The 21559-nt window shown below is 59.8% G+C and carries 17 protein-coding genes and 1 pseudogene; 6 read left to right on the top strand and 12 right to left on the bottom strand.

Annotated features, from left to right (window positions below; all coding sequences use genetic code 11):
* Positions 1-39 precede the first annotated feature (39 nt).
* The 5 genes and pseudogenes from ACERZ8_RS02240 to iolG all read left to right on the top strand — a co-directional run bounded on the left by ACERZ8_RS02240 (position 40) and on the right by iolG (position 7213).
* Positions 40-2790, top strand: a complete 2751-nt coding sequence (locus ACERZ8_RS02240) for an aminotransferase class I/II-fold pyridoxal phosphate-dependent enzyme (protein WP_407590490.1) — start codon at positions 40-42, stop codon at positions 2788-2790.
* Positions 2791-2805: 15 nt separating this feature from the next.
* Positions 2806-4256 (top strand): annotated as a pseudogene (locus tag ACERZ8_RS02235) (biotin carboxylase).
* A 6-nt stretch (positions 4257-4262) separates the two neighbouring features.
* Positions 4263-5261, top strand: a complete 999-nt coding sequence (locus ACERZ8_RS02230; protein ID WP_407590489.1) for a C45 family autoproteolytic acyltransferase/hydolase — start codon at positions 4263-4265, stop codon at positions 5259-5261.
* An 18-nt stretch (positions 5262-5279) separates the two neighbouring features.
* Positions 5280-6098, top strand: coding sequence for a shikimate dehydrogenase family protein (locus tag ACERZ8_RS02225; protein WP_407590488.1), 819 nt, complete (start codon positions 5280-5282; stop codon positions 6096-6098).
* Between the two features lie 119 nt (positions 6099-6217).
* Positions 6218-7213, top strand: coding sequence for an inositol 2-dehydrogenase (gene iolG, locus ACERZ8_RS02220; protein ID WP_407590487.1), 996 nt, complete (start codon positions 6218-6220; stop codon positions 7211-7213).
* 243 nt (positions 7214-7456) lie between these two features.
* On the opposite strand, the gene ACERZ8_RS02215 is transcribed toward iolG, so the two are convergent.
* The 11 genes from ACERZ8_RS02215 to ACERZ8_RS02165 all read right to left on the bottom strand — a co-directional run bounded on the left by ACERZ8_RS02215 (position 7457) and on the right by ACERZ8_RS02165 (position 19513).
* Positions 7457-8968, bottom strand: coding sequence for a tripartite tricarboxylate transporter permease (locus ACERZ8_RS02215; RefSeq protein WP_407590486.1), 1512 nt, complete (start codon positions 8966-8968; stop codon positions 7457-7459).
* A gap of 1 nt (position 8969) precedes the next feature.
* Positions 8970-9452 (bottom strand): tripartite tricarboxylate transporter TctB family protein, encoded by a 483-nt coding sequence (locus ACERZ8_RS02210; protein ID WP_407590485.1) that lies wholly within the window; start codon positions 9450-9452, stop codon positions 8970-8972.
* A 60-nt stretch (positions 9453-9512) separates the two neighbouring features.
* Complete coding sequence (locus ACERZ8_RS02205) at positions 9513-10451, bottom strand: tripartite tricarboxylate transporter substrate binding protein (RefSeq protein ID WP_407594132.1); 939 nt, start codon at positions 10449-10451, stop codon at positions 9513-9515.
* An 81-nt stretch (positions 10452-10532) separates the two neighbouring features.
* Entirely contained in the window at positions 10533-11384 is an 852-nt protein-coding gene (locus ACERZ8_RS02200) for a citryl-CoA lyase (protein ID WP_407590484.1), read from the bottom strand.
* Complete coding sequence (locus ACERZ8_RS02195; RefSeq protein ID WP_407590483.1) at positions 11381-12571, bottom strand: CaiB/BaiF CoA transferase family protein; 1191 nt, start codon at positions 12569-12571, stop codon at positions 11381-11383. The genes ACERZ8_RS02200 and ACERZ8_RS02195 overlap by 4 nt, the downstream gene beginning before the upstream one ends.
* A 145-nt stretch (positions 12572-12716) precedes the next feature.
* Positions 12717-13856 carry a substrate-binding domain-containing protein gene (locus tag ACERZ8_RS02190; protein ID WP_407590482.1) on the bottom strand — a complete coding sequence of 380 codons (1140 nt, stop codon included), beginning with the start codon at positions 13854-13856 and terminating at the stop codon, positions 12717-12719.
* A gap of 84 nt (positions 13857-13940) precedes the next feature.
* Positions 13941-15062, bottom strand: a complete 1122-nt coding sequence (locus ACERZ8_RS02185; protein ID WP_407590481.1) for an ABC transporter permease — start codon at positions 15060-15062, stop codon at positions 13941-13943.
* Positions 15062-15817, bottom strand: coding sequence for an ATP-binding cassette domain-containing protein (locus tag ACERZ8_RS02180; protein WP_407590480.1), 756 nt, complete (start codon positions 15815-15817; stop codon positions 15062-15064). Before ACERZ8_RS02180 ends, ACERZ8_RS02185 begins: the two co-directional genes overlap by 1 nt.
* A gap of 78 nt (positions 15818-15895) precedes the next feature.
* The gene (locus tag ACERZ8_RS02175) at positions 15896-16945 is read right to left on the bottom strand and encodes a substrate-binding domain-containing protein (protein WP_407590479.1); all 1050 of its coding nucleotides are present in this window, start codon (positions 16943-16945) and stop codon (positions 15896-15898) included.
* A gap of 35 nt (positions 16946-16980) precedes the next feature.
* Positions 16981-18000: an ABC transporter permease gene (locus ACERZ8_RS02170; protein WP_407590478.1), complete on the bottom strand. Its 1020-nt coding sequence runs from the start codon at positions 17998-18000 to the stop codon at positions 16981-16983.
* Complete coding sequence (locus ACERZ8_RS02165) at positions 17987-19513, bottom strand: sugar ABC transporter ATP-binding protein (RefSeq protein ID WP_407590477.1); 1527 nt, start codon at positions 19511-19513, stop codon at positions 17987-17989. The genes ACERZ8_RS02170 and ACERZ8_RS02165 overlap by 14 nt, the downstream gene beginning before the upstream one ends.
* 122 nt (positions 19514-19635) lie before the next feature.
* On the opposite strand from ACERZ8_RS02165, the gene ACERZ8_RS02160 reads away from it, so the two are divergent.
* Positions 19636-20673, top strand: a complete 1038-nt coding sequence (locus ACERZ8_RS02160; protein WP_407590476.1) for a LacI family DNA-binding transcriptional regulator — start codon at positions 19636-19638, stop codon at positions 20671-20673.
* A 12-nt stretch (positions 20674-20685) separates the two neighbouring features.
* On the opposite strand, the gene ACERZ8_RS02155 is transcribed toward ACERZ8_RS02160, so the two are convergent.
* The gene (locus tag ACERZ8_RS02155) at positions 20686-21555 is read right to left on the bottom strand and encodes a dioxygenase family protein (protein ID WP_407590475.1); all 870 of its coding nucleotides are present in this window, start codon (positions 21553-21555) and stop codon (positions 20686-20688) included.
* Between the last annotated feature and the right edge of the window lie 4 nt (positions 21556-21559).

Here is a 21559-nt window from a genome sequence, read left to right as displayed (position 1 = left end):
CCGCATCGACACAATCGGTGCAAGCAAAAGGACGAACGAATGAACATCCAGTCGACCGACCCCAGCAAGCTGACATCGATAAGCGAATATTACAGCGCCACGCAGTTGCGGGCCGACAGGTGGAGTTCTCTGCGGGAAACTGCCGAGTCCCTGCATCTGCATGGCATCGAAGGGCGGCAGGGCAAAAAGCTGCTGGCCACCGCCGAGGCCCTGTTCGAAGCGCTCGCGCCGATTGAGCTGTACTGGGCCTTTCCCGGTGCGCATGCGTTCGAACAACTGCGGCGTATGCTGGAACATCGCAGCATCGAAGAACTGTCATTGGCCGTGCGGCGTGTCGCCCGTGCGCTGACATCCGGGGCCTATCGCCGCCGTACCATTCCGATCAACAGCGGCGATCTCGACAACGAGGATTTCGAGGATGAAACGGCGCTGTCCCTCGAAGATCGCGCAATGGGGCGTCCGTATTTTGAAATTCTGATCGTGGACAACGTCAACGAACATCAGGAACGGTTCCTGCGCAACAACCTGCATCGCGTACGCCGTCCCGAAGACCCGTTCATTTATGAACCCGTTGTCGTCCCCAGTCTTGAGGATGCGTTGATGGGCATCCTGTTCAATCACAATGTGCAGGCTGTCGTTGTGCGTCCGGGGCTGGTCCTGAAATCTGAGAACGTGATGCCGATCCTGCAGAAGTATCTGCATCAGGCCGCCGACAGCGAAGACGTGGATGGTATGCAACCGGGTGACTATGGCCCCGAGGCGTGCCGCCTGATCGCCAAGGTGCGCCCCGAACTTGACGCCTACCTGATCACCGACCGTTCCGCCGAAGATATCGCGGGCCTCGATCTCGGCAAATGTCGGCGGGTGTTCTACAATCAGGAAGATTTCCTTGAACTGCACCTCAACATCCTGCGGGGTGTGAACCGGCGCTACAAGACGCCGTTCTTTACCGCACTGGTCGAGTATTCCAAGCAACCCACCGGCGTCTTTCACGCCATGCCCATCAGCCGCGGCAAATCGATCAGCCGCAGCCACTGGATTCAGGACATGGGTGCGTTTTATGGCCCCAACATCTTTCTGGCCGAAACCTCGGCCACGTCCGGTGGCCTCGACAGCCTTTTGGAACCGCGCGGCCCGATCAAGGAAGCGCAGACCATGGCGGCCCGCGCCTTCGGTGCCAAGCAGACCTTCTTTGCCACGAATGGCACATCGACCTGCAATAAGATCGTGACGCAATCGCTGGTCCATCCCGGCGACATCGTTCTGGTGGACCGCGACTGCCACAAATCCCACCACTACGGGATGGTGCTGGCGGGTGCGAACGTCGTCTACATGGACAGCTATCCGCTGCACGAATATTCGATGTACGGCGCTGTCCCCCTGCGCGAGATCAAGCATACGCTGCTCAAGCTGAAAGCCGAGGGCAAGCTGGATCAGGTCCGCATGATCACACTGACCAACTGCACCTTTGACGGGCTTGTCTACAACGTGCAGCGGGTGATGGAAGAGTGCCTCGCCATTAAGAAAGACCTTGTGTTCCTGTGGGACGAGGCGTGGTTTGCCTTTGCCCGTTTTGGCCCCACCTACCGCCAGCGCACGGCCATGGGGGTGGCCAACACGCTGCGCGAGACATTGCGCACGGAAGAGGCCAAGCGCGCCTATGAGGCACAGCAGGCCGAGTTGGAAGGCGCTGATGTAGAAGCGTGGCTGGACGCCCGGCTGGTACCACCCCCGGATGCGCGCGTGCGTGCCTATGCAACCCAGTCGACGCACAAAACGCTGACGTCGCTGCGGCAGGGGTCGATGATTCATGTGAACGATCAGGATTTCAAAGGCGAAGTCGAACAAGCCTTTCACGAAGCCTACATGACCCACACGTCGACCTCGCCCAACTACCAGATCATTGCCAGCCTTGATGTAGGCCGCAGGCAAGTTGAGCTGGAAGGGTTCGAATTTGTCCAGCGCCAGATCGAAAGCGCGATGGCGATCCGCAAGGCGGTGCAGACCCACCCGACCTTGAAAAAGTATTTCAGAGTGCTGACGCCCGCCGACATGATCCCCGAACAGTATCGCGAAAGCGGGGTCAACGCCTATTACAACGCCGATCAGGGATGGTCGGACAAGTGGGACATCTGGACCAAGGACGAATTCGTGCTTGATCCGACCCGCGTGACCCTGGCCGTGGGCGGCACAGGATGGGACGGCGACACGTTCAAGACCAAGATCCTGATGGACAAATACGGCATCCAGATCAACAAGACCTCGCGCAATTCGGTCCTGTTCATGACCAATATCGGCACCACGCGGTCTTCTGTCGCCTATCTGATCGAAGTGCTGGTCGAGATCGCGAACGAGTTGGACGATCTTCTTGATGACGCCTCCAAAATGGAGCGCCGGTCGTTCGAGAACCGGGTGAAGGCGCTGATTGAAGACGTACCGCCTTTGCCTGACTTCAGCCGGTTCCACGATGCGTTCCGGGCCAGCACAACGTCACCCGAAGGCGACATCCGGGGGGCGTTCTTCCTCGCCTACGACGAGGACAATTGTGACTACCTGACTTTGAACGACGCATTGATGACGCGGCTGGAGGCAGGCGAAGAACTAGTATCCGCGTCCTTCATCATCCCGTACCCGCCCGGCTTTCCAATCCTTGTGCCGGGGCAGGTGATCAGCACTGAAATCATGGCATTCATGCGGGCTCTGGATGTCAGCGAAATCCATGGATATCGCGACGATCTTGGCTTGCGAATTTTCACGCCAGAGGCGCTTGAAGCGCACAAGAAGAAATAGAAAGGGACATCTACGATGCCGAAGAAGACACTCAAGAATATTTCGGAAATCCGCCGGTATTTTCACACCAACAAAGACCCGATCTATTTCGTTTCGGCCACGAACTTCAATCTGCTGGGGTTGGATGAGTGGACGAAAAACTTCAAATATATCTGCTATATGGACTGTTTTGACGGGCGGCACCCCAACGTGTTGTGCCCCTCTGAACTGCCCCATGACGAATTCCAGTCCATTGAGGACATCAACAACTACTTGCTGCAGCACAAGGAAGTGGTGGATTACGTCAAAGCGCGCGGCGGCAAGCCGAAATTCGTGTTCCTGATGTTCGACGAAACAACCGAAAAGCTGGTCAAGGAACTGGGCGGAGAAGTCTGGTTCCCCAAGGCCAAGCTGCGCACCGCCATGGACAACAAGATCGAAACGGTCCGGATCGGCGACAAGGCGGGTGTGCCATCCGTGCCCAACGCGCTGAGTGTCGTTGAAAGCTACGAACATCTGCGCGAGATCACCGAAAAGGCCGGGATCGGCCATGATCTGGTGCTGCAATCCGCCTTTGGCGACAGCGGCCACACCACGTTCTTTATCAAGTCCGAAGCAGATTTCCGCAAACACGAGCACGAGATCGTAGGCGAGGGCGAAATCAAGATCATGAAGCGGATCGACTGCCGCGGTTCGGCGATCGAGGCCTGCGCGACCAAGGAAGGCACCATCGTTGGCCCGCTGATGACCGAACTCGTCGGCTTCAAGGATCTGACCCCTACCGAGGTGGCTGGTGCGGGAACGAGATTTTCGCGACCGCCTTCCCACCCAAAACCCGCCAAAAGGCACGCGAGTTGACCTTTAAGTTTGGTGAGCAGCTGCGCAAGGAAGGCTATCGCGGGTATTTCGAACTCGATTTCCTGATCGACAAAAAGACGGGCGATATCTGGCTGGGCGAGTTGAACCCGCGTATCACCGGCGCCTCGTCGATGACCAACCACGCGGCCTTTGCCCATGCGGATGCGCCGCTGTTCCTGTTCCACCTGCTGGAGTTCTCCAAAAAGCCATTCAAGCTGGATGTTGAGGAGCTGAACGCACGCTGGGCCGACCCGGACATGATCGACAGCTGGTCGCAGATGGTGATCAAGCACACCGATGACAGCGTGGACATCATCACCAATGCGCCTGAGTCCGGCATCTACAAGATGCTGCCCGATGGCCAGGTTGTGTTCGACCGGTTCGACTATCACCGTCGCGCCGTGGAATCCGAGGACGAAGCGTTCTTCCTGCGCATCCAGCGCCCGGGCGATTACCGCTACGAGGGGGCCGACCTTGGCATTCTCGTGACCCGCGGCCGGTCGATGACGCAAAGTTTCCAACTGACGGCCAAGTCTAAGAAATGGATCGACGGGATCAAGAGCGCGTTCTCGGCACGTCCACTTCCTTCGGCTCAGGCCTTGCAGGAGCCTGCGTTCAAGATCATGTAGGGGCTCATGAGTCTTACCTTTCGCGCACTTTCAGAAGATGAGCCCGGACCGATTTGGTCCGGGCTTTTTGCCGATTACTGGCCTGCCTATTCCAAATGGTGGTCGCGCGAGGGGCTGTCGGGCAGACCGACCTATACGGAGTGTCGCCGCGCACTTGCCACCCACATGCCCGAGATGCTGGGCCTTTACGACGCCTTGTGCGATCAGGCGGGTGGTGGGGACATGGAGGCGCGCTTCCTCAGCTTTTATTGTCCGCCGCGATATCTGGCCGGATGTTCTCAGGCTGTCTGGCCTGGCGACCAGCCACTGATCGTGCGCAATTATGATTATGACCCGGACGCGTTCGATGCCATCGTGCTGAAAACCAAATGGATGGGGCGCGGTGTGATGGGCACCAGCGATGGCCTGTTTGGTCTGGTCGATGGCATCAACGACGCGGGCCTAGCCCTGTCCCTTACATTCGGCGGGCGGCGCGAGGTCGGGATCGGGTTCGGTGTGCCACTGATCCTGCGCTATATCCTGCAGACCTGCACCACTGTGCCCGAGGCCGAGGCCGTGCTGAAACGCATGCCTTGCCACATGAGTTACAACGTCACCGTGCTGGACACCAAGCGGCGGTTCCTGACCGCCTATCTGGCCCCTGACCGCCCCGCCATCATCACCCATTCACCTGTCGCCACGAACCATCAGGAACGTGTGGAATGGTCAAGCCACGCCCGCTTTACAGCCACGGTCGAACGCGAACGCTATCTGTTGCAGCGTCTGACCCTGCACCCGGAATCCCAAGAGCGTTTTATCGGGGCCTTCCTCAAGCCGCCTTTGTATTCAACCGCGTTTTCATCCGGTTTCGGGACGCTTTACACCGCCGCCTACCGCCCGCGTGACCGGTCGATGGAGCTGCACTGGCCGGGCAAGACATGGATCAAAAGCTTTGACAGTTTCGAAAACGATGCCGTTCGTCTGGCTTTGCCCGGACGCAGCACGCCGGCTGTGCAGCCTTCCTGACATTCAGGGGCTGCCAACATGACACTGCGCCTTGGCCTTATCGGTGACAATATCGCGGCGTCCCGTGCGCCTGCCCTGCACATTCTGGCCGGAGAGCAGAACGGCATTGCCGTGACCTATGATCGGCTGGTGCCTGCCACGCTTGGTGCCACGTTCGAACAGGTGTTCCGGACATGTCAAAGCGACGGGTATCGCGGGCTGAACATCACCTATCCTTACAAGGAACGGGCCGTGTCGCTTGTGCGTATTGACGACCCGTTGGTTCGCGCAATGGGGGCTGTGAACACAGTTCTGTTCGAGGCCGATGGCCCGGTCGGCTACAACACGGATCATTCCGGTTTCGTCGCGGCATATCGCGCGGTGCGGGGTGAGGACGACACCGGGCCTGTTCTGATGATCGGCGCGGGCGGGGTGGGACGGGCCGTGGCCTTTGGTCTGGCAACCCTTGGCACAAAAGAACTACGCTTGGTCGACCGCGATCACGACAAGGCCGTCGCCTTGGCGGATGCGCTGGCCCCTTTCGGGATGCATGTCACGATTTTCGACGACGCCGATGTAGCTGCCAAAGGTGTCGCGGGGCTGATAAATTGCACGCCAGTGGGAATGGTCGGCTACGCGGGCACGCCGCTGTCCGGTACAGCGATGCGCGGGGCGGATTGGGCCTTTGACGCTGTTTATACCCCTGTAAACACAAAATTTTTCACGGATGCCGCTGCGTCTGGGCTGACAGTCATTTCCGGATGGGAGCTGTTCCTGTTTCAGGGCATTCACGCATGGTCGTTGTTTTCAGACCTGCCTGTGGATGCAGCGTACCTGCGTAAGAACCTTTCGGTGTAAGACGCCTTTGCGCTGCTTGCCTCGGCCTTGTAGAGATGTCGGCGTGATGGCTGTTTTGCTGACGATGCGGGCAGTCTTTTGAACCTGCGCCATGGGCGCCAACACAGGCAGATGAACATATGCTGAAAGTCGGATTACTTGGGGCAGGTCGTATTGCTGTCGTTCATGCCGCCGCGATTTCCGCCCATGCGGGGAGCACCCTTGCGGCTGTTTCTGATTTCATTCCCGAAAGCGCGCAAAAGCTGGCAACGGCCTACGGCGCGCAGGCGCGCAGCAATGAAGAGATCATTGCCGATCCGTCCATTGACGCAGTGCTGATCGCGACACCTACCGACACACATTCCGACCTGATCGAGGCCGCGACCGAAGCAGGCAAGGCCGTGCTATGCGAAAAGCCCGTGGATCTGAGCCTTGACCGGGCGCGCAGTTGCGCCTCGGCCATTGCCAAGCACGGGATGCCCGTGATGGTCGGGTTCAATCGCCGCTTTGATCCTGGTTTCGCAGCAATGAAAACCGCGCTGGAAGCCGGTGAGATCGGCAAGACCGAATTGCTGTCAATCACCAGCTTTGATCCCGCACCGCCCCCGGTGTCCTATATCAAGGTGTCGGGCGGCTTGTTTCGCGACATGATGATCCACGACTTTGACATGGCCAACTTTTTGATGCGCGATTTACCCGAAACCATCCACGCGGTCGGATCATCTCTTGTCGACCCGGCCATCGGGGCCGCGGGGGATGTGGACACGGCGGTGGTCACCTTGCGCTATGGCGACGGACGGATTGCAGTGATCCGGAATTCGCGGCGTGCCGCGTTTGGCTATGATCAAAGGGTCGAAGTGTTGGGTGCGAGCGGCATGCTGCAGGCGCAGAATATGCTGGAAAACAATCTGATCAAATCGACCGCAGAGGGCGTGACCGGTGCCAAGCCGGTGCATTTCTTCCTTGAGCGGTACATGCCTGCATACACTGCTGAATGGGCAGCCTTTGTTTCGGCGGTGACCGAGGCGAGCGCGATGCCCGTCACTTTGCAGGACGGCGTGGATGCCCTTGCCATGGCCGAGGCCGCGCAGCGATCCTTGGATACCGGCACACCGGTGGACCTGAAGACAGTGTGAACAAGGGCGTTGCTATACCGCGCATACGACGGTGAAATAGGTGAAAGTTCAGATGAACAGGCGGGCGAGCGCTGTATCGGCACGGGCGCGGGCGTAACTGGATGGGACGTGGCGATGCCCGAAGGGTCCGCGCGCATTGCCTGTCAAGGGAACCTTGCCACCAAATGCTTGAGCTGAGCTGTCATTGCAAAGAGCCGCCCCAGCCTGATGTGAGAGCGGCCACTCCCACTCTGTCGCTGTTCATCAGTCGCCGTCTGCGACCCCTTCTGCCTTGCGCCGCGCAATCCGCGCGCGGTAGCTGGGCAGCACAATCAGGATCACCGCGATCACCAGAAGCCCGAGGGTCATCGGACGTTCCCAGATAAAGCTGATGCCGTCATAAAGCTGCATGGAGCGGGAGAAGTTGTTCTCCATCATACCGCCCAGAATGAAACCGATCAGAAGCGGGGCCAGCGGGTAATCTGCGAATTTGAGTGCTGTGGCACAGATACCGAAACCAACGAGGATCAACAATTCGGTCGCGTTGTTCTGCCCGATGTAAGCGCCCATCAGCGTGAAGAAGAGGATGAACGGGATCAAATAGTTGCGTGGGATCGACAGGACCTTGGCGATGTAGGGGATCAGCGGCAGGTTCAGAATGAGCAGCACCAGATTGCCGATGAACATCGACATGATAACTGCCCAGAACACCTCGGGGGCATCCAGCATCAGGCGCGGCCCCGGTGTCACGTTCAGCGCAATCAGTGCACCCAGCAGGATCGCGGTGGTCCCCGACCCGGGGATGCCCAGTGTCAGCAATGGCACGAACGATCCGGTGCACGCGGCGTTGTTGGCCGATTCAGGTGCGGCGAGGCCCTTGATCGATCCCTTGCCGAATTCTTCCTGTTCGGCCTTGGTCGCGATGTTGCGTTCAACGGCATAGCCGAGAAAGCTGGCAATCGTGGCTCCGGCACCGGGCAGGACACCAATGAAAAAGCCCTGCATGGACTGGCGTCCGATCACAGGGGCGATGGAGCGTGCTTCGGCGCGTGTGATGCGCAGATCCTTGATCTCACCCTCATCGCCTTTCAGGTCCTTGGGCTTGAGGACAAGAAACAGCGCTTCGGGCAGGGCGAACATGGCCATGGCCAGCGTGATAAAGCCGAAGCCGGACTGCAAATCCATGATCCCCATGGTGAAGCGGGGCAGGTTGAACAGCGCCCCTTCGCCCACCGTCGCCATGATCAGGCCGAGGATCGTCATGATCATCGCCTTGGCAACCTGGCCCGTGCCCGCAAAGGCCGCGATGGCCGACAGGCCCACAACCATCAGGGCAAAGTATTCGGCCGAGTGGAACAGGAGCGCGACGGAGGAAAGGGCAGGCGCGAACACCATCAACAGGATCGCGCCGATGGTGCCCCCTGCGAAACTGGCAATGGCGGCGATAGTCAGGGCCTTGCCGGCCTTGCCCTGTCGCGCCATCGGATAGCCGTCGAAACTTGAAGCCACCGTGCCCGCAACACCGGGCGCATTGAGCAGGATGGACGACGTCGAGCCACCAAAGATCGCACCATAATACACACCCGCCAGCAGGATCAGCGCCGCGGACGGATCGCCCATGGAGATTGCCACCGGGATCATGATTGCGATGATGGACATGGGCCCCAACCCCGGAAGCATCCCGATGAATGTCCCGATGAGGCAGCCGCCGATGACCATAAGAAGGTTTTGGATGGACAGGGCCGTTTGCAGGCCGATCAGAATTCCTTCAAGCACATCAGCCTCCGATAAAGCCCGGCAGGGGGCGCATGTAGATGCCAAGAACTTCCTGAACGAGATACCAGACGACAAAGGCCGCAATCACGGACACAAGGACCATGATCAGGTATTTCCGTTCTCCGAGCACATAGGCGCCGAGAATCAGAAAGGCCGAGGTCGAAAACAGAAAGCCAAGGGGGCGCAAGCACAAGGCGTAGGCCACCATGAGGGCGAGCAGGATAAGGGCTTGCCCGAGATGATAGTCACCCAGACGCCGGTAGTCGATTTCCGCCTCTTTTGGTTCGGATTTCTCGAACCCAAGCAGGATAACAGTGGTGGCGATGATACCGAGGATGGACAGAACCTTGGGAAAGGTGCTGGGCCAGATCGGATTTCGGCGCATGAAGGGGGCCAGTTCGGCGTCCATCGTGAACCATGCGGCATAGCCATAGGCCAAACAGATGCCCAGCAAGATCAGTGCGATCCAACGGTCAAGCGCCATGTTCCCCTCCCCCAGATGTAGGATCGGCAGAGCGGTGTCCCGCTCTGCCGGTGGTGTGGTTTAGAGGAAGCCCAGCTTCTTCATCAGATCGCCAATGGCTTTTTCCTGATCTTCAAGGAATGCCTCGAAATCCGCGCCGTTGTTGTGGATGTTGACCCACCCGTTGCGTGCGCGCACTTCTTCCCATTCGGGCGTGTCGTACATCTTGGCGAGCGCGTCCTGATAGGCCGCAACCTGTTCCTCAGGCATACCGGGTGCGCCGAAGAACCCGCGCCAGTTGACGAAGGTTGTGTCGATGCCTTGCTCCATCATGGTCATGGCATCCGGGGCCGCTGGCACACGCTCGGGCGAGGTGACGCCGATGATTTTCACTTCACCCGCTTCGGCCAGATCGACCGCTTCGGAGAAGCCTGTGGACAGGGCTGCGATTTCGCCGGAGAGCAGCGCCGCCATCGCTTTGCCGCCTGCATCATAGGGGATGTACTTGACGCCAAGCGCGTCCTTGCCAGCTGCTTCCATCACCATCGCTGCAACCAGATGGTCCATGCCACCGGGCACCGAACCGCCACCGATGGCTGTTGCACTTGGGTCCGCGTCATAGGCCGCCAACAGGTCGGCCATGGAGTTGACGGGGCTGTCCTTGCCCACAACGATCGCGGCATAGTCACCGATGGTGCCCGCGACGAGCGTCAGATCACGGAAGTTGTGTGGAAAAACGCCAGTGAGCGAGCGGATCACGATGGGGGTCGAGTTGACCATCAGCGTGCCATAGTTGCTTTCCGCGTTTTCGATCAGGAAGCCGATGGCCTTGCCACCACCCCCGCCAGACATGTTTTCGTAAGATGCCGTGCCCACAAGGCCCGCACCCGTGAGCGCCTCGCCCGTGCCGCGTGCCGTGCCATCCCAGCCACCGCCAGCGCCTCCGGGGATCAGGAAATGGATGCTGTCGACCACCTGATGACCGTCTGCCATCGCGGCAGAGCCAAGGCCCAGTGCCATCGTTGTCGCGGCGACCAGCTTGATCGCATCGCGCCGTGTGTGTTTCAGAAATTTCATGGTGTTCCTCCTAATTGGGTCTTTTCAGTCTTTTGGTTCGGCCTCTTTCAGGGCGCGCTCTTTTTGTCCGATTGGATTCGGACCTGTGTACGTCCACTTGTAAGCTGGTGGTGTCGGACCCTTGTTCCGTCCACCCTGGTTCATTTGCTCCCAAGCATGCGAAAGTATACCAACAGATCGCGACAGGCAAAACAACCCACGAGCTAACGGTCCGGCAAATCCAAGTTCGGAAAAGATGACTGCTGTTGCCCCATCGATGTTCATTGGGACCGGCTTGCCCTTGCGTGCATTGAGCGTGTTTTGAATGCCGCGCGCGATTTCAGCGTAGCGGCCATTGACTGTGCCTGCCCGTGCAGCCTCATCCACCAGCGCCAGCAAACGGGGCGCGCGGGGGTCTTCGGGTGTGTGAAAGCGGTGGCCAAAGCCGGGAATGAATGCAGTGCGTTCGGCCTGCCATCGGTCAACCATCTTGGCCACTGCATCGTCTGGGGCGGCCCCTTCGAGGATAGCCGTGTCGATCCATGTGTACAATTCGACCGCCTGTTCGCCCGCGCCGCCATGCACATCATCCAGCATGTTGACCGCCGAGGCCATGGCCCCGTTCAGGTTCACACCACAGGTTACAGCCATCCGCGCCGCAGCAATCGAGGGCGCTTGCGGCCCGTGATCGACGGCGGCGACAAGAGCGGCCTCCAGCAAGGTGGCCTGATCGTTGGTTGGCAAATCCCCCCGCGTCATCAGCCAGATCATCTGCGCAAAGGACACGTGGCCGATCAGGTCATCTATCGGGTATCCGCGCATCCGAATTTCGCCCGGTGCCATGTCGATGATGTCGGTGGACCACCAGTCCGATACGTCCTTACCCGTCTCGCTCATATGACACCTTCCTCTTTCAGGGTGCGCAGTTCCGCGTCGTCAATGCCCAGCTCACCCCAGACAGTATCGTTGTGTTCGCCAAGGATCGGGGGAGGCGTTGCAACAGACAAGGCGTCGCCGTCGATCTTGATGCCAGTGGTCGCAACCGTGATGTCGCGCCCGACGCCGGGTGCATCCTCGTAAGTGTTCAGAAACCCGCGATCTGCGATTTGGGGCATGTCCAGCACTTCTGGCACCGTCAGAACTGCGCCTGCGGGCACGCCGATGCGGTTCAACTCCTTGGCCCACGCGCGCGCGGGACGAGTCGCAAGGACGCTTTCCAACTCTGCCTTCAGCGCGGTGCGGTTCAGTTTGCGCTGTTCGCGGGTGGCGTATTCGGGGCGGTCGCGCAGTGCGCTCAATCCAAGGTGATCGCTCAGCAGCACCCACTGTTCGTCCTTGTTGGCGGCAATATTGATCAGGCTGTCTTGGGCCTGGAACGTGCCGGACGGCGCAGAGGTCATGTTTTCGTTGCCATTTGCGCTGGGCGCGACACCCCCGATCAGATGGTTGGAGACCGCCCAGCCCATCGACGCGAGCACGGATTCCAGCATCGAGACGTCGATAAATGCGCCACGCGGCGTGCTATTCAGTGCCGCAGCCACCGCAAAGGCCGCTGTCATGCCGCCCATCGTATCAGCCACGGGATAGCCGACGCGCAACGGCGCGCTGTTTTCATCGCCCGTGATCGACATGACCCCGGACGCACCCTGAATGATCTGGTCATAGGCCGGGCGATGCACCCACGGCCCGTCCTGCCCAAAGCCGGAAATGGCGCAATAGACCAGCTCTGGTCTCACACCTTTCAGAACCTCGTAACCAACACCCAGACGGTCCATCACGCCCGGTCGGAAGTTTTCGACCAGTACATCAGCACTTATCACCAGCCGCAGAAAAAGCGCCTTGCCTTTGGGGTTCTTCAGATCGAGCGTGACAGATTTCTTGCCTGCATTCTGCGCTAGAAAGGACACGCCCATACCCTTGGCGTTCAGATCAGGATCAGCGCCCAGTTCGCGGGCAAGATCGCCGCGCCCTACGGCCTCGACCTTGATCACCTCGGCGCCCAGATGGGCCAGATGGTGGCAGCAATAGGGGCCCGCAAGCACGTTGGTCAGATCAAGGACACGGATGTCGGACAGGGGGTGCATTCAATCCCTTGGGCTGTGTGACGTGTCACGGGTTCTGCAACAGGGTAGTGACGTGTTCAACGGATTGGAACAGTCTTGTGCAAAGCGCTCAGGGGGTGTCCTGTTGGGTGGCGGCACCCGCAATCGGGTGCCGCCAATTTTGTGCTTAGCGGGTCAATGCGCCAACGCCCGAGAAGCGGAAAGCCTCCTGTTCCAAAGCGTTGAGTTCATCCGCGCTCATCTGGTCGTGGGCCACGGTGATGCGGCCAAGGAAGACAAGCGGCAATTCATCCGCGCGCCCTTCCAGGTCGGCCTTGATCGCCTCGGCAGTGGCGGCACCCACATCGTCACCCATACGCATGGGCGTGGCGTCCAACTCGCCGCGACGGATCGCTTCGAGTTCAAGGCCCGTGCCGCCCCAGCCAGTCGAGAAAATCTCTTTCTCTTTGCCCATGGAGACTTGTGCTTCGACCGAACCCATCGCCATCGCCGTGTTGGCGTTGTGGATGATTTTGGCCTCGGGGTAGGATTGCAGGATCAGGGACGTGCCCTCGAACCCGCCTTCGGTCTGGTATTCACCATAGTGCTCATAGACCGTGGTCCAGTTGCCCTTTTCCTCGACGCAGGCTTTGAAATCGCCCGACCGCTGGTTGTCAGTGATGCCCGGAATGCCCCGGTTCATCGCCATCGTGACATCATTGCCAAGGCGGCTCAGCATGTAGTCGCACATGGTCAACGCACCCGCAGCGGACGAAAAGTCGAACCATGCGGCGGGTTGCGGGTCGAGGAATTTCAGCGGCGTGTGAAAGGCCCAGACATAGGTGGAAAAGCCATCATTCTTGGCCAGCTTTTCGATGTTGTCGCCCTGAATGGCCAGTTCCGATGGGCCAAAGATCACGTAGTCATAAAGGTCCGCGTCCTGATCCACCTGACTTGCATAGGTCGATTGCAGCGAGTGTTCGATCTGACGCGACGCAAATTCGGTGGTCTCGTAGCCGATGCCCAGTTCGTCCAGCCGTTTTGTCATCGCCAGATAGTTGCGCGCCCAGAAATCGGACGTGTCCGCGGATGGGTAGATCAGCGCAATCTGCACCGGAGCATCCAGCGTGCCGCTGAAGGCGACCGCTTCGCTGCCGACCACGGCTTGCAGTGCTTCCAGCTTGCCTTCCGCGTTGACTTCGCCCGGTATCCAGTGATCGCGGTCTGCAATGCCGGGCAGTTCCTGCAATGGCAAATGGCCATCGGCAAGTACGGCACCGGTTGTGGCAACGCTTGCCAGCAGGGCTGTTGCGGTGAGTAGTTTCATTGTCGTTCCTCCCTAGTCATAAGTGCGGGGTTATGCGGTGGTTGCGGAAAATGCCCGGCCATCCCACCCCGCTTTCGGTGCCGATTACCCGCTTGGATTTGGGTTTCCGGCTGTCAGCAGGCCAATCGCAACAAGCGCGATCAGCACACCAATCAGGGCCGCGCAGAAGCGCAGCATTTTCTTGCCCTCGGGCGTGGCGAGGCCTGCGAGCAGGCCGCCCGCACCGTCGCGGTCTTTCTTTTGCATCCATGTGTAAAGGGCGACCGAGCTGATGATCACTACGCCCGAGGCCACCGATTGCCAGAAGAATTCGATGCGCAGCGTTACCAGTGCGTTGATCATCATCGACAGCAAGAGCACGCCCGCGAGCGAGCCCACAATTGCAGCCCGTCCGCCGAACAACGATGTGCCGCCCACAACCACAGCCGCAATGACATGCAGGTTGAAATAAGGGGCCGAGGTCGCCTGGATTGCATTCAGCTTGCCCGTCAGCATGACACCCGCCAATGCCGCGCAAGCGCCGCACAGCACATAGGCATAGACCTTGTGCCGATTGACCGAGATACCCGTCAGTTCCGCCGCTTCGGGGTTTGAACCGATGGCGACTGTGTAGCGTCCAAAATAGGTCCGGTGCAGAATGATGTAGCCTGCAATCATCGTGGCCAATCCGATCAGCACCGGGATGGGCACGAAACCGGGGATTTGGCCGCGCCCGATATCCGTCAGAAAATCGGGAAAGCGCGCCAGCACCAGTCCTTTGGCCAGCACAAGGGCAAAGCCCCGATAGACCAGATCCATCGCCAGCGTTCCAATCAAATCGGGCACGTTGAAGCGTGTGATGATCAGCCCGTTGATCAGGCCCATCACCGCCCCGAGCGAGATCGCAATGGGCACCGCGATATAGACGGACACGCCATATTGCTTGATCAAAAAGGCCATGATGATGCCAGACAGGGCCGCGATGGACCCAATCGACAGGTCGATCCCGCGCTGGGTGATGACGAAGGTCATCGCCATGGCCATCGGCATATAAAGCGCGGCATCCAGCAGGATCAGGTTCAGGTTGGTAACCCGGAAATAGCGTGTGGGTTCAACGATCCCCATGAACACGAGGATGGCGAGGATCATGACCATGGGGCCGATGATCGCGATGTAGGGTTCCAGCCGCTCGGTCATTGAACGGGACGTGGTGTCGGTCATCGCCATTACGCGGCCTCCTCTGCGCCGACGATCATGCCAAGCACTTCTGTTACGTTGCTGTCCGCTGTCTTGACGACGCCGACGCATTGTCCGCGCCGCTGCACGTGAATCCGGTCGGACACCTGAAAGACGTCATCAAGCGAGTGGCTGATCAGGATCACGGCCAGCCCCTGCGCCTTGACCGCTTCGATCAGTTTCAGTGTGCGTGCGGTTTCCTGCGGGCCAAGGGCAGCGGTGGGTTCATCCATGACCAAGACGCGCAAGCCCTCGTGATAGACCGCACGCGCGATGGCGACGGCCTGGCGCTGTCCGCCCGACAGGCTTTCGGTCGGCGCATCCAGCGATTTCAGTTTGACGCCAAGGCGCTCCATCAGCACGCGCTCGGTCTCGTCCCGCATGCGTTTGTTGTCGAGCATGGTGATCCCAAAGATCTTGCGCGTCAGTTCGTTGCCCAGAAACATGTTGGCCGCCGGATCGAGGTGATCGGCCAGCGCGAGGGTCTGATAGACGGCGTCAATACCCTCTTCGATCGCTTCGGCGTGGTTGGAAAAGGCAACAGGCTGGCCGTCCAGCATCATCTCGCCCGCCGAGGGTTGATAAACGCCGGTCAGAATCTTGATGAGCGTCGATTTACCGGCGCCGTTATCGCCAACGATGGCAAGGACCTCGCCCGGATGGGCATCCAGATCAACATTCGAAAGGGCGGTCACACCCCCAAAGCGCTTGGTAATGCCGCGCATTTTTACGAGTGGTTCGCTCATCTTGGATGTCCCTTGCTGCCGTGTGCCATTTGCCCCCGGTCCACCCCGGCGCGCGCGCCGGGGTGGACCGGACGAAGCCTATTTTCCCCAGATCGCCGAATATGCGGCGCGGTAGGGGCTGTCGGGGTCGAACTGGTTGTTGTCACCCAGCTTGGACAACCCTTCTTGGGTCACAAGAGCAGGGGAGGTCACATAGCCCGAGCAGGGTTCGCCCTGCACTGCGCGGTTGAGTTCATCCACCAGTTGCCAGCCTTGCAGGTTCAGCGGTTCGGCCACGGTGATGGCCTGGTACTGGGCAGATCGGATGCGCTGGAATGCGGCCTCTGATCCGTCCCCGGCAGAGCCTGCAAGTGGTGCACCATCACCCTTGATCCCGGCAGAAGCGAGGGCAGGCCCCATGAAGTCGAAATAGAGGTCATTGATGGCCAGCGCATGTGTCCAGCTTGCCCCGTATTTCTGGAGCAGCGAAGTCGTCAGTGGCCCCATGCGGCTGGATGTGTCAGCGATGGGCGTATCGACATATTCAAGGACAGTGCCGCCCATCGCTTCGATGGTTTCCTGGATGCGGTCGGCCTTGTCGATGGCGATCTGGTAGGTGCTGTCGGTAAAGATCACGACGCCCACATTGTCGCCGCCGTCTTCCATCGCCCATTCCGCGGCCACTTCGGACACCTGCATGGCATCTGTCGAGACGTTGGCGAAGATGCCGCCGGGTGCGTCACAGCCGATCTTGGGCCCGGAGTGCCATGCGACCATCGGAATGCCCGCATCCACGACGCCCTCAAGCGCTGCCTGCTGTTCCACGGCATCAAAGCCGTTGATGATAATTCCGTCGGGTTGCAGGGCCATGGCCTGACCGATGGCGGCGGTGCGTCCCTGGATGGAACCTCCGCCGTCCAGCACGCGCACGTCCCAACCGATCACAGCGGCGGCCTCTTCGACACCGTTGGTGACCCCGAGGATGCCACCGTTCTTGAGGTCCCCGGCAAGGACGACAATCGACTTGCCCTCGGCGGCGGTTGGCCCATCAGTCGGGCCGTCGAAAGGCACCTCGGCCAATGTGGGCAGGCCAAAACCCGCGATGACGCTACCCACCAATACGGTGTTCAAAAATGTTCTCTTTTTCATGTCGTTCCTCCCGTTACATGACTGCGCTTTTTGCGCTATTTCTTCGCGCCTTTGCGGCGTTGCGCGTACCCTGCGATGCCGATGGCGATCAGCAGTGTGACACCGTTGAACAGCGGCTCGACCCAGAACGAGCCGCCGAATTGTTGAATGCCGGAAATGCCCACGGCGAGAATGGCGACGCCCACGATGGTGCCCCAGACGTTGACCCGTCCCGGTTTGATCGTGGTGGACCCCAGAAATGCGCCCACAAGGGCTGGCAGCAGGAATTCCAGCCCGACTGAGGCTTGTCCGATGCGCAGCTTGGACGCGAGAATGACACCGGCCAGCGCGGTGATCGTGCCTGAACACAGGAACGCGCCAATGACGTATTTGCGGGTCGGGATGCCGTTGAGCTGGGCGGCCTTCTGGTTCGCCCCGATGGCATAAAGATAGCGCCCGACAGGCGTGTATTCGAGGACGATCCACATGATCACGGTGATGGTCAGGACGTAGAACCCGGTGATGGGCAGACCCGCGATGAAGGTGCCGTTGATCGACAGGAACCCGTCGGGCAACACGCCAACCATCTGCCGTCCGCCCGTGTGCCACAGCGCCAAAGCGTAAAGGACGGTGCCGGTGCCAAGCGTGGCGATAAAGCTGTCGATCTTGGCCACTTCGACCAAAAGACCATTGAGAAACCCCGATACGGCCCCGAGGATCAGCACAACGGCCACCGCCACAGGCCATGGAAACCCGTAGATCGTCTGCAGGCTGATGGCGAGGATGTGCCACAGCACGATCCCGTACCCCACAGTCAGGTCGATCCGCCCCGCTGCCATGGGGATCATGGCGCCAAGTGACAGCAGCGCTATGATGGCCTTGTCCGACACGATGGCGCGCAGGTTCAGCATGGTCGGGAAGGTATTCGGCAACAGGATCGAAAACAGGCCGATCAGAAACACCGTCAAGATAACCAGCCCGTAGACCGGCAGGAACCGTGCCAGACGCGCGCCAAAGGACAGGCCCTTGAGGTCGGCCTTGGTTGGTTCCAGCGCGCCGGATTCAAGCGATTGCATTTGTGGGCTCCTGTGATGGGGCGATATTGCCCGCCGACGCGGACTGAATCAGGTTCTCGGTGGACAGGCGGGTGCCGCTCAACTCGTCCACGATGGTGCCCTGACTGAAGACGATGGCGCGGTGGCAGATGGTGGCGATTTCCTCAAAGTCGGTCGAGACGACGATAATCCCGACCCCTTCGGCCAACGCGCGGTTGAGCAAGGCGTAGATTTCGGCTTTGGCCCCGACATCGACGCCCGCTGTGGGGTCCTCGCAGATCAGGAGGGTGCGTTTCGTGGCAAGCCAGCGGCCAATGACCACCTTTTGCTGATTGCCGCCTGACAACGCTTCGATGGCGAGGCTTGGGTCGTTGGGTGACAGGCCAAGTTCGGCGCCGATCACGCTGGCCTGTCCGGCTTCGGTGCGGGGCGATAGAATGTCCAGTAACTTGCGGCCAATGCCGTCGGGGTTCAAAAACGTGTTTTCCCGGATCGTCAGGTTCATGGCGACGGATTCTTCCGTCCGGTCCTTGGCCACCAGACCCACGCCCGACGCCATCGCGCGCTGCGGGGTGGAGAGGTCGGGTGTGTTCCCTTTCAGCGTCACAGATCCCTCGCAGGGCACCAGACCGAACAAGGCCCGGCTGATCGCCTCGTGACCGGCCCCACGCAAACCGACCAGCCCGACGATTTCGTTTTCGGCCAGCTGAAAATTCAACGGCCCGACACCGGCCACACGAAAACTGTCCAGTTGCAGGATGTTATCGCCTTTTGGTGCAGTGCTTTTGATTGTTTCGCGGGTTTTGCGTCCGACGATCTTTTGCACCAACTCCTCGGGGGTTGTGTGTGCGATGTCGCGGATACCGACCATCATGCCGTCGCGCAGAACAGCGACCCGGTCGGCGACCTGAAAAATCTCGTCCAGCCGGTGGCTGACATAGATCATGCCGACGCCCTGTGCGCGCAAGGGGCGCAGGGCCTTGAACAGGCGTTCGACCTCGTCTGCTGGTAGGGATGCGGTGGGTTCGTCCAACACCAGAAACTCGCTGTCGACGGCCAGGGCGCGGGCAATGGCGACCAGCGACTTTTCGGTGCGCGACAGGGCCTCGACCCGTGTCGTGGGATCAAAGTCGCAATCAACTTTCCTGAGGGCCTGAGCCGCGAACGCCTCGACCGAGCCCCAGCGGATCAGCCCGCCCTTGCGGGCAAAGCCCAAGGCAAGTGCTATGTTTTCGGCCACTGTCATCCATTCGATCAGTCCGAGGTCCTGGTGGATGAAAGCCACCTTCTGGCGCTCACCAAAGCCTGCGGGGCGGTGCTGATAGGGGACGCCGTCGATCAGCACACGACCGGCATCGGGCTGATGGATGCCCCCAAGGACCTTGATCAGCGTCGACTTGCCTGCACCGTTCTCGCCCAGAAGGGCGACAACTTCGCCGCGCCCGACGGACAAGGACACGTCCTTGAGCGCATATGTGCCGCCAAAATGCTTTTCGATGCCGTCAAAAAACAGACCTGATTGCAGGTTCTGCATCGTGTGCCCCTCCTGCGTTCCGGCTCAACCCTCCCGTTGAGTTACCCGTAACGTTACGCTATTGTTTGGCCAAGGGACGCATTGTGTCAAGGATTTAGTTACCGGTAACGTAATGGGTGGGAATGGCCGATAAATCATCTAGAAACAACAAGGTAAGTCTGTCTCAGGTCGCAAATGCCGCGGGCGTTTCCAAGATGACGGCCAGCCGGGTTTTGCGCGGAGAGGGCGGTTATTCCGAAAAGACGCGCGATCTTGTGATGCAACAGGTCGATCGCCTTGGCTATTTGCCGAATCGTCTGGCGACCGTGTTTGCGGGCGACAAAAGCTCGACCTTCATCGGGGTGTCCATCCCGGACCTCGGCAACGAAGTCTTTGCGCAGGTGCTTGAAGGGATCGATCACAAGCTGGGTTCGTTCGGGCACCAGACTGTTCTGGGCCTGACCCAGCATACCGAGACAGCAGAAGAAGATTGGATACGCACGGTTTTGTCATGGCAGCCCGCCGGGCTGATCTTGACGGGACGGTTTCATGCGCCGCGTGCCATGGACATGTTACGCAACGCAGGCATTCCGATTGTCGAGATTTGGGACCTGAACTCCAGCCCCCTCGATATGAGCGTTGGCATCAACCACTTTGATGCGGGGTTCGATATGGGCCGCTATCTGGTCGGGTGTGGCTATCGCAACATCGGGTATGTGGGCACGTCTCACGACACGGCCAATGCCGCCACCACGCGGCTTGCCGGGTTTGTCAAAGCGGTCACAGGCGGGGACGGTGCAGTGACCAAACAGCTGTGCCTGCATGACACGGCCGCTTACTATCCGGGCTACTACGGGACCGAACAGTTGCTGACCGCGGCACCCACGCTGGACTGTATCTTTTACCAAAACGATGCGATGGCGTTTGGCGGAATGCAGTATTGCGCGTCCAAAGGGCTGAACGTACCCGGTGACATTGGCATTGCAGGCTGGGGCGATTTGCCCATTGCCGCTGTCTTGCCCAAGCGTCTGACATCCATGCATGTACCGCATCTACGGCTGGGACAGGCGGCGGCAGAGATGATGATGTCGCGCCTGTCGGGCGAACCTGTCCAGCCTGTGCGCGATATCGGATTTCAATTGATCCCAGGCAGTACGGTGAAAAATCTGGGCTTGAGTTGACGGCCTTGGCGCTCAGTCGCGACGCGACAGGATCACGTCGAATTTCACGTACAGGAACGGCTCGTCCACTTTGCCCGAAATGACCATGCCGTCCGGAAAGGCATCGGCGGGCCGTTCTTCGTACGACATGACAAGGTCAGAACGGACGCCAAAGACCGTGTCCTCGTCCAGGTAGGGATCGTCGTCCGGGAAAATCTCGGTCACGAGCGGACTGAACCCATCGGCCTCGACGATGTAGTGCAGATGTGATGGCCGCCACGGATGCCGTCCGCATGCGCGCAGGATATCCCCGACGGGTCCGTCTGTTGGCACGGTGTATTCCACCGGCTTCACCGTGGTGAAGGCATAGCGCCCGTCGTCGCCCACCGTCTGCAGGCCATGGAAGGAATAGGTGTCCTGAGCATCGTCCTGACTTGCATAAAGGCCATTGGGCGCGGTTTGCCAGATGTCGATGGTTGCGCCGGAAATCGGATTGCCGTCGGTGTCGCGCACCACACCTTCGGCCAGCAGGATCGGGCCGCCAAAATCGCGTTTCATGTCACCCCCGACCGGCAGGGGCGGCGCGCCTGACACGTGGAAAGGCCCCAGCACGGATGACGACGTCGCTGTCGGGCTGGAATGCAGCATGTCCACGAGGGACGACAGACCCAGCACATCAGAGGCCAGGATGAACTCGTGACGGTCTTCGGTTTCGATGGCAGCACAGCCTTCGAGGAATGCGATCCCGGCGCGCCATTCGTCGTGGGTCAGATTGGTTTCGCGGGCAAAGTCATGCAAATGGGTCACAAGCGATCCCATCACTTCGCGCATGCGCGGCTCCATGTCTTTGGACATGTAGCTTTTGAAGACGTCGGTGATGTTGTCCTTGGTGACAGTGCGCATGTCA

The organism is Tateyamaria armeniaca, assembly GCF_045797845.1.
GTDB classification, from domain to species: domain Bacteria; phylum Pseudomonadota; class Alphaproteobacteria; order Rhodobacterales; family Rhodobacteraceae; genus Tateyamaria; species Tateyamaria armeniaca.
Note: the sequence above shows the minus strand (reverse complement) of the source record. Positions and strands in the feature narration are given on the sequence as shown.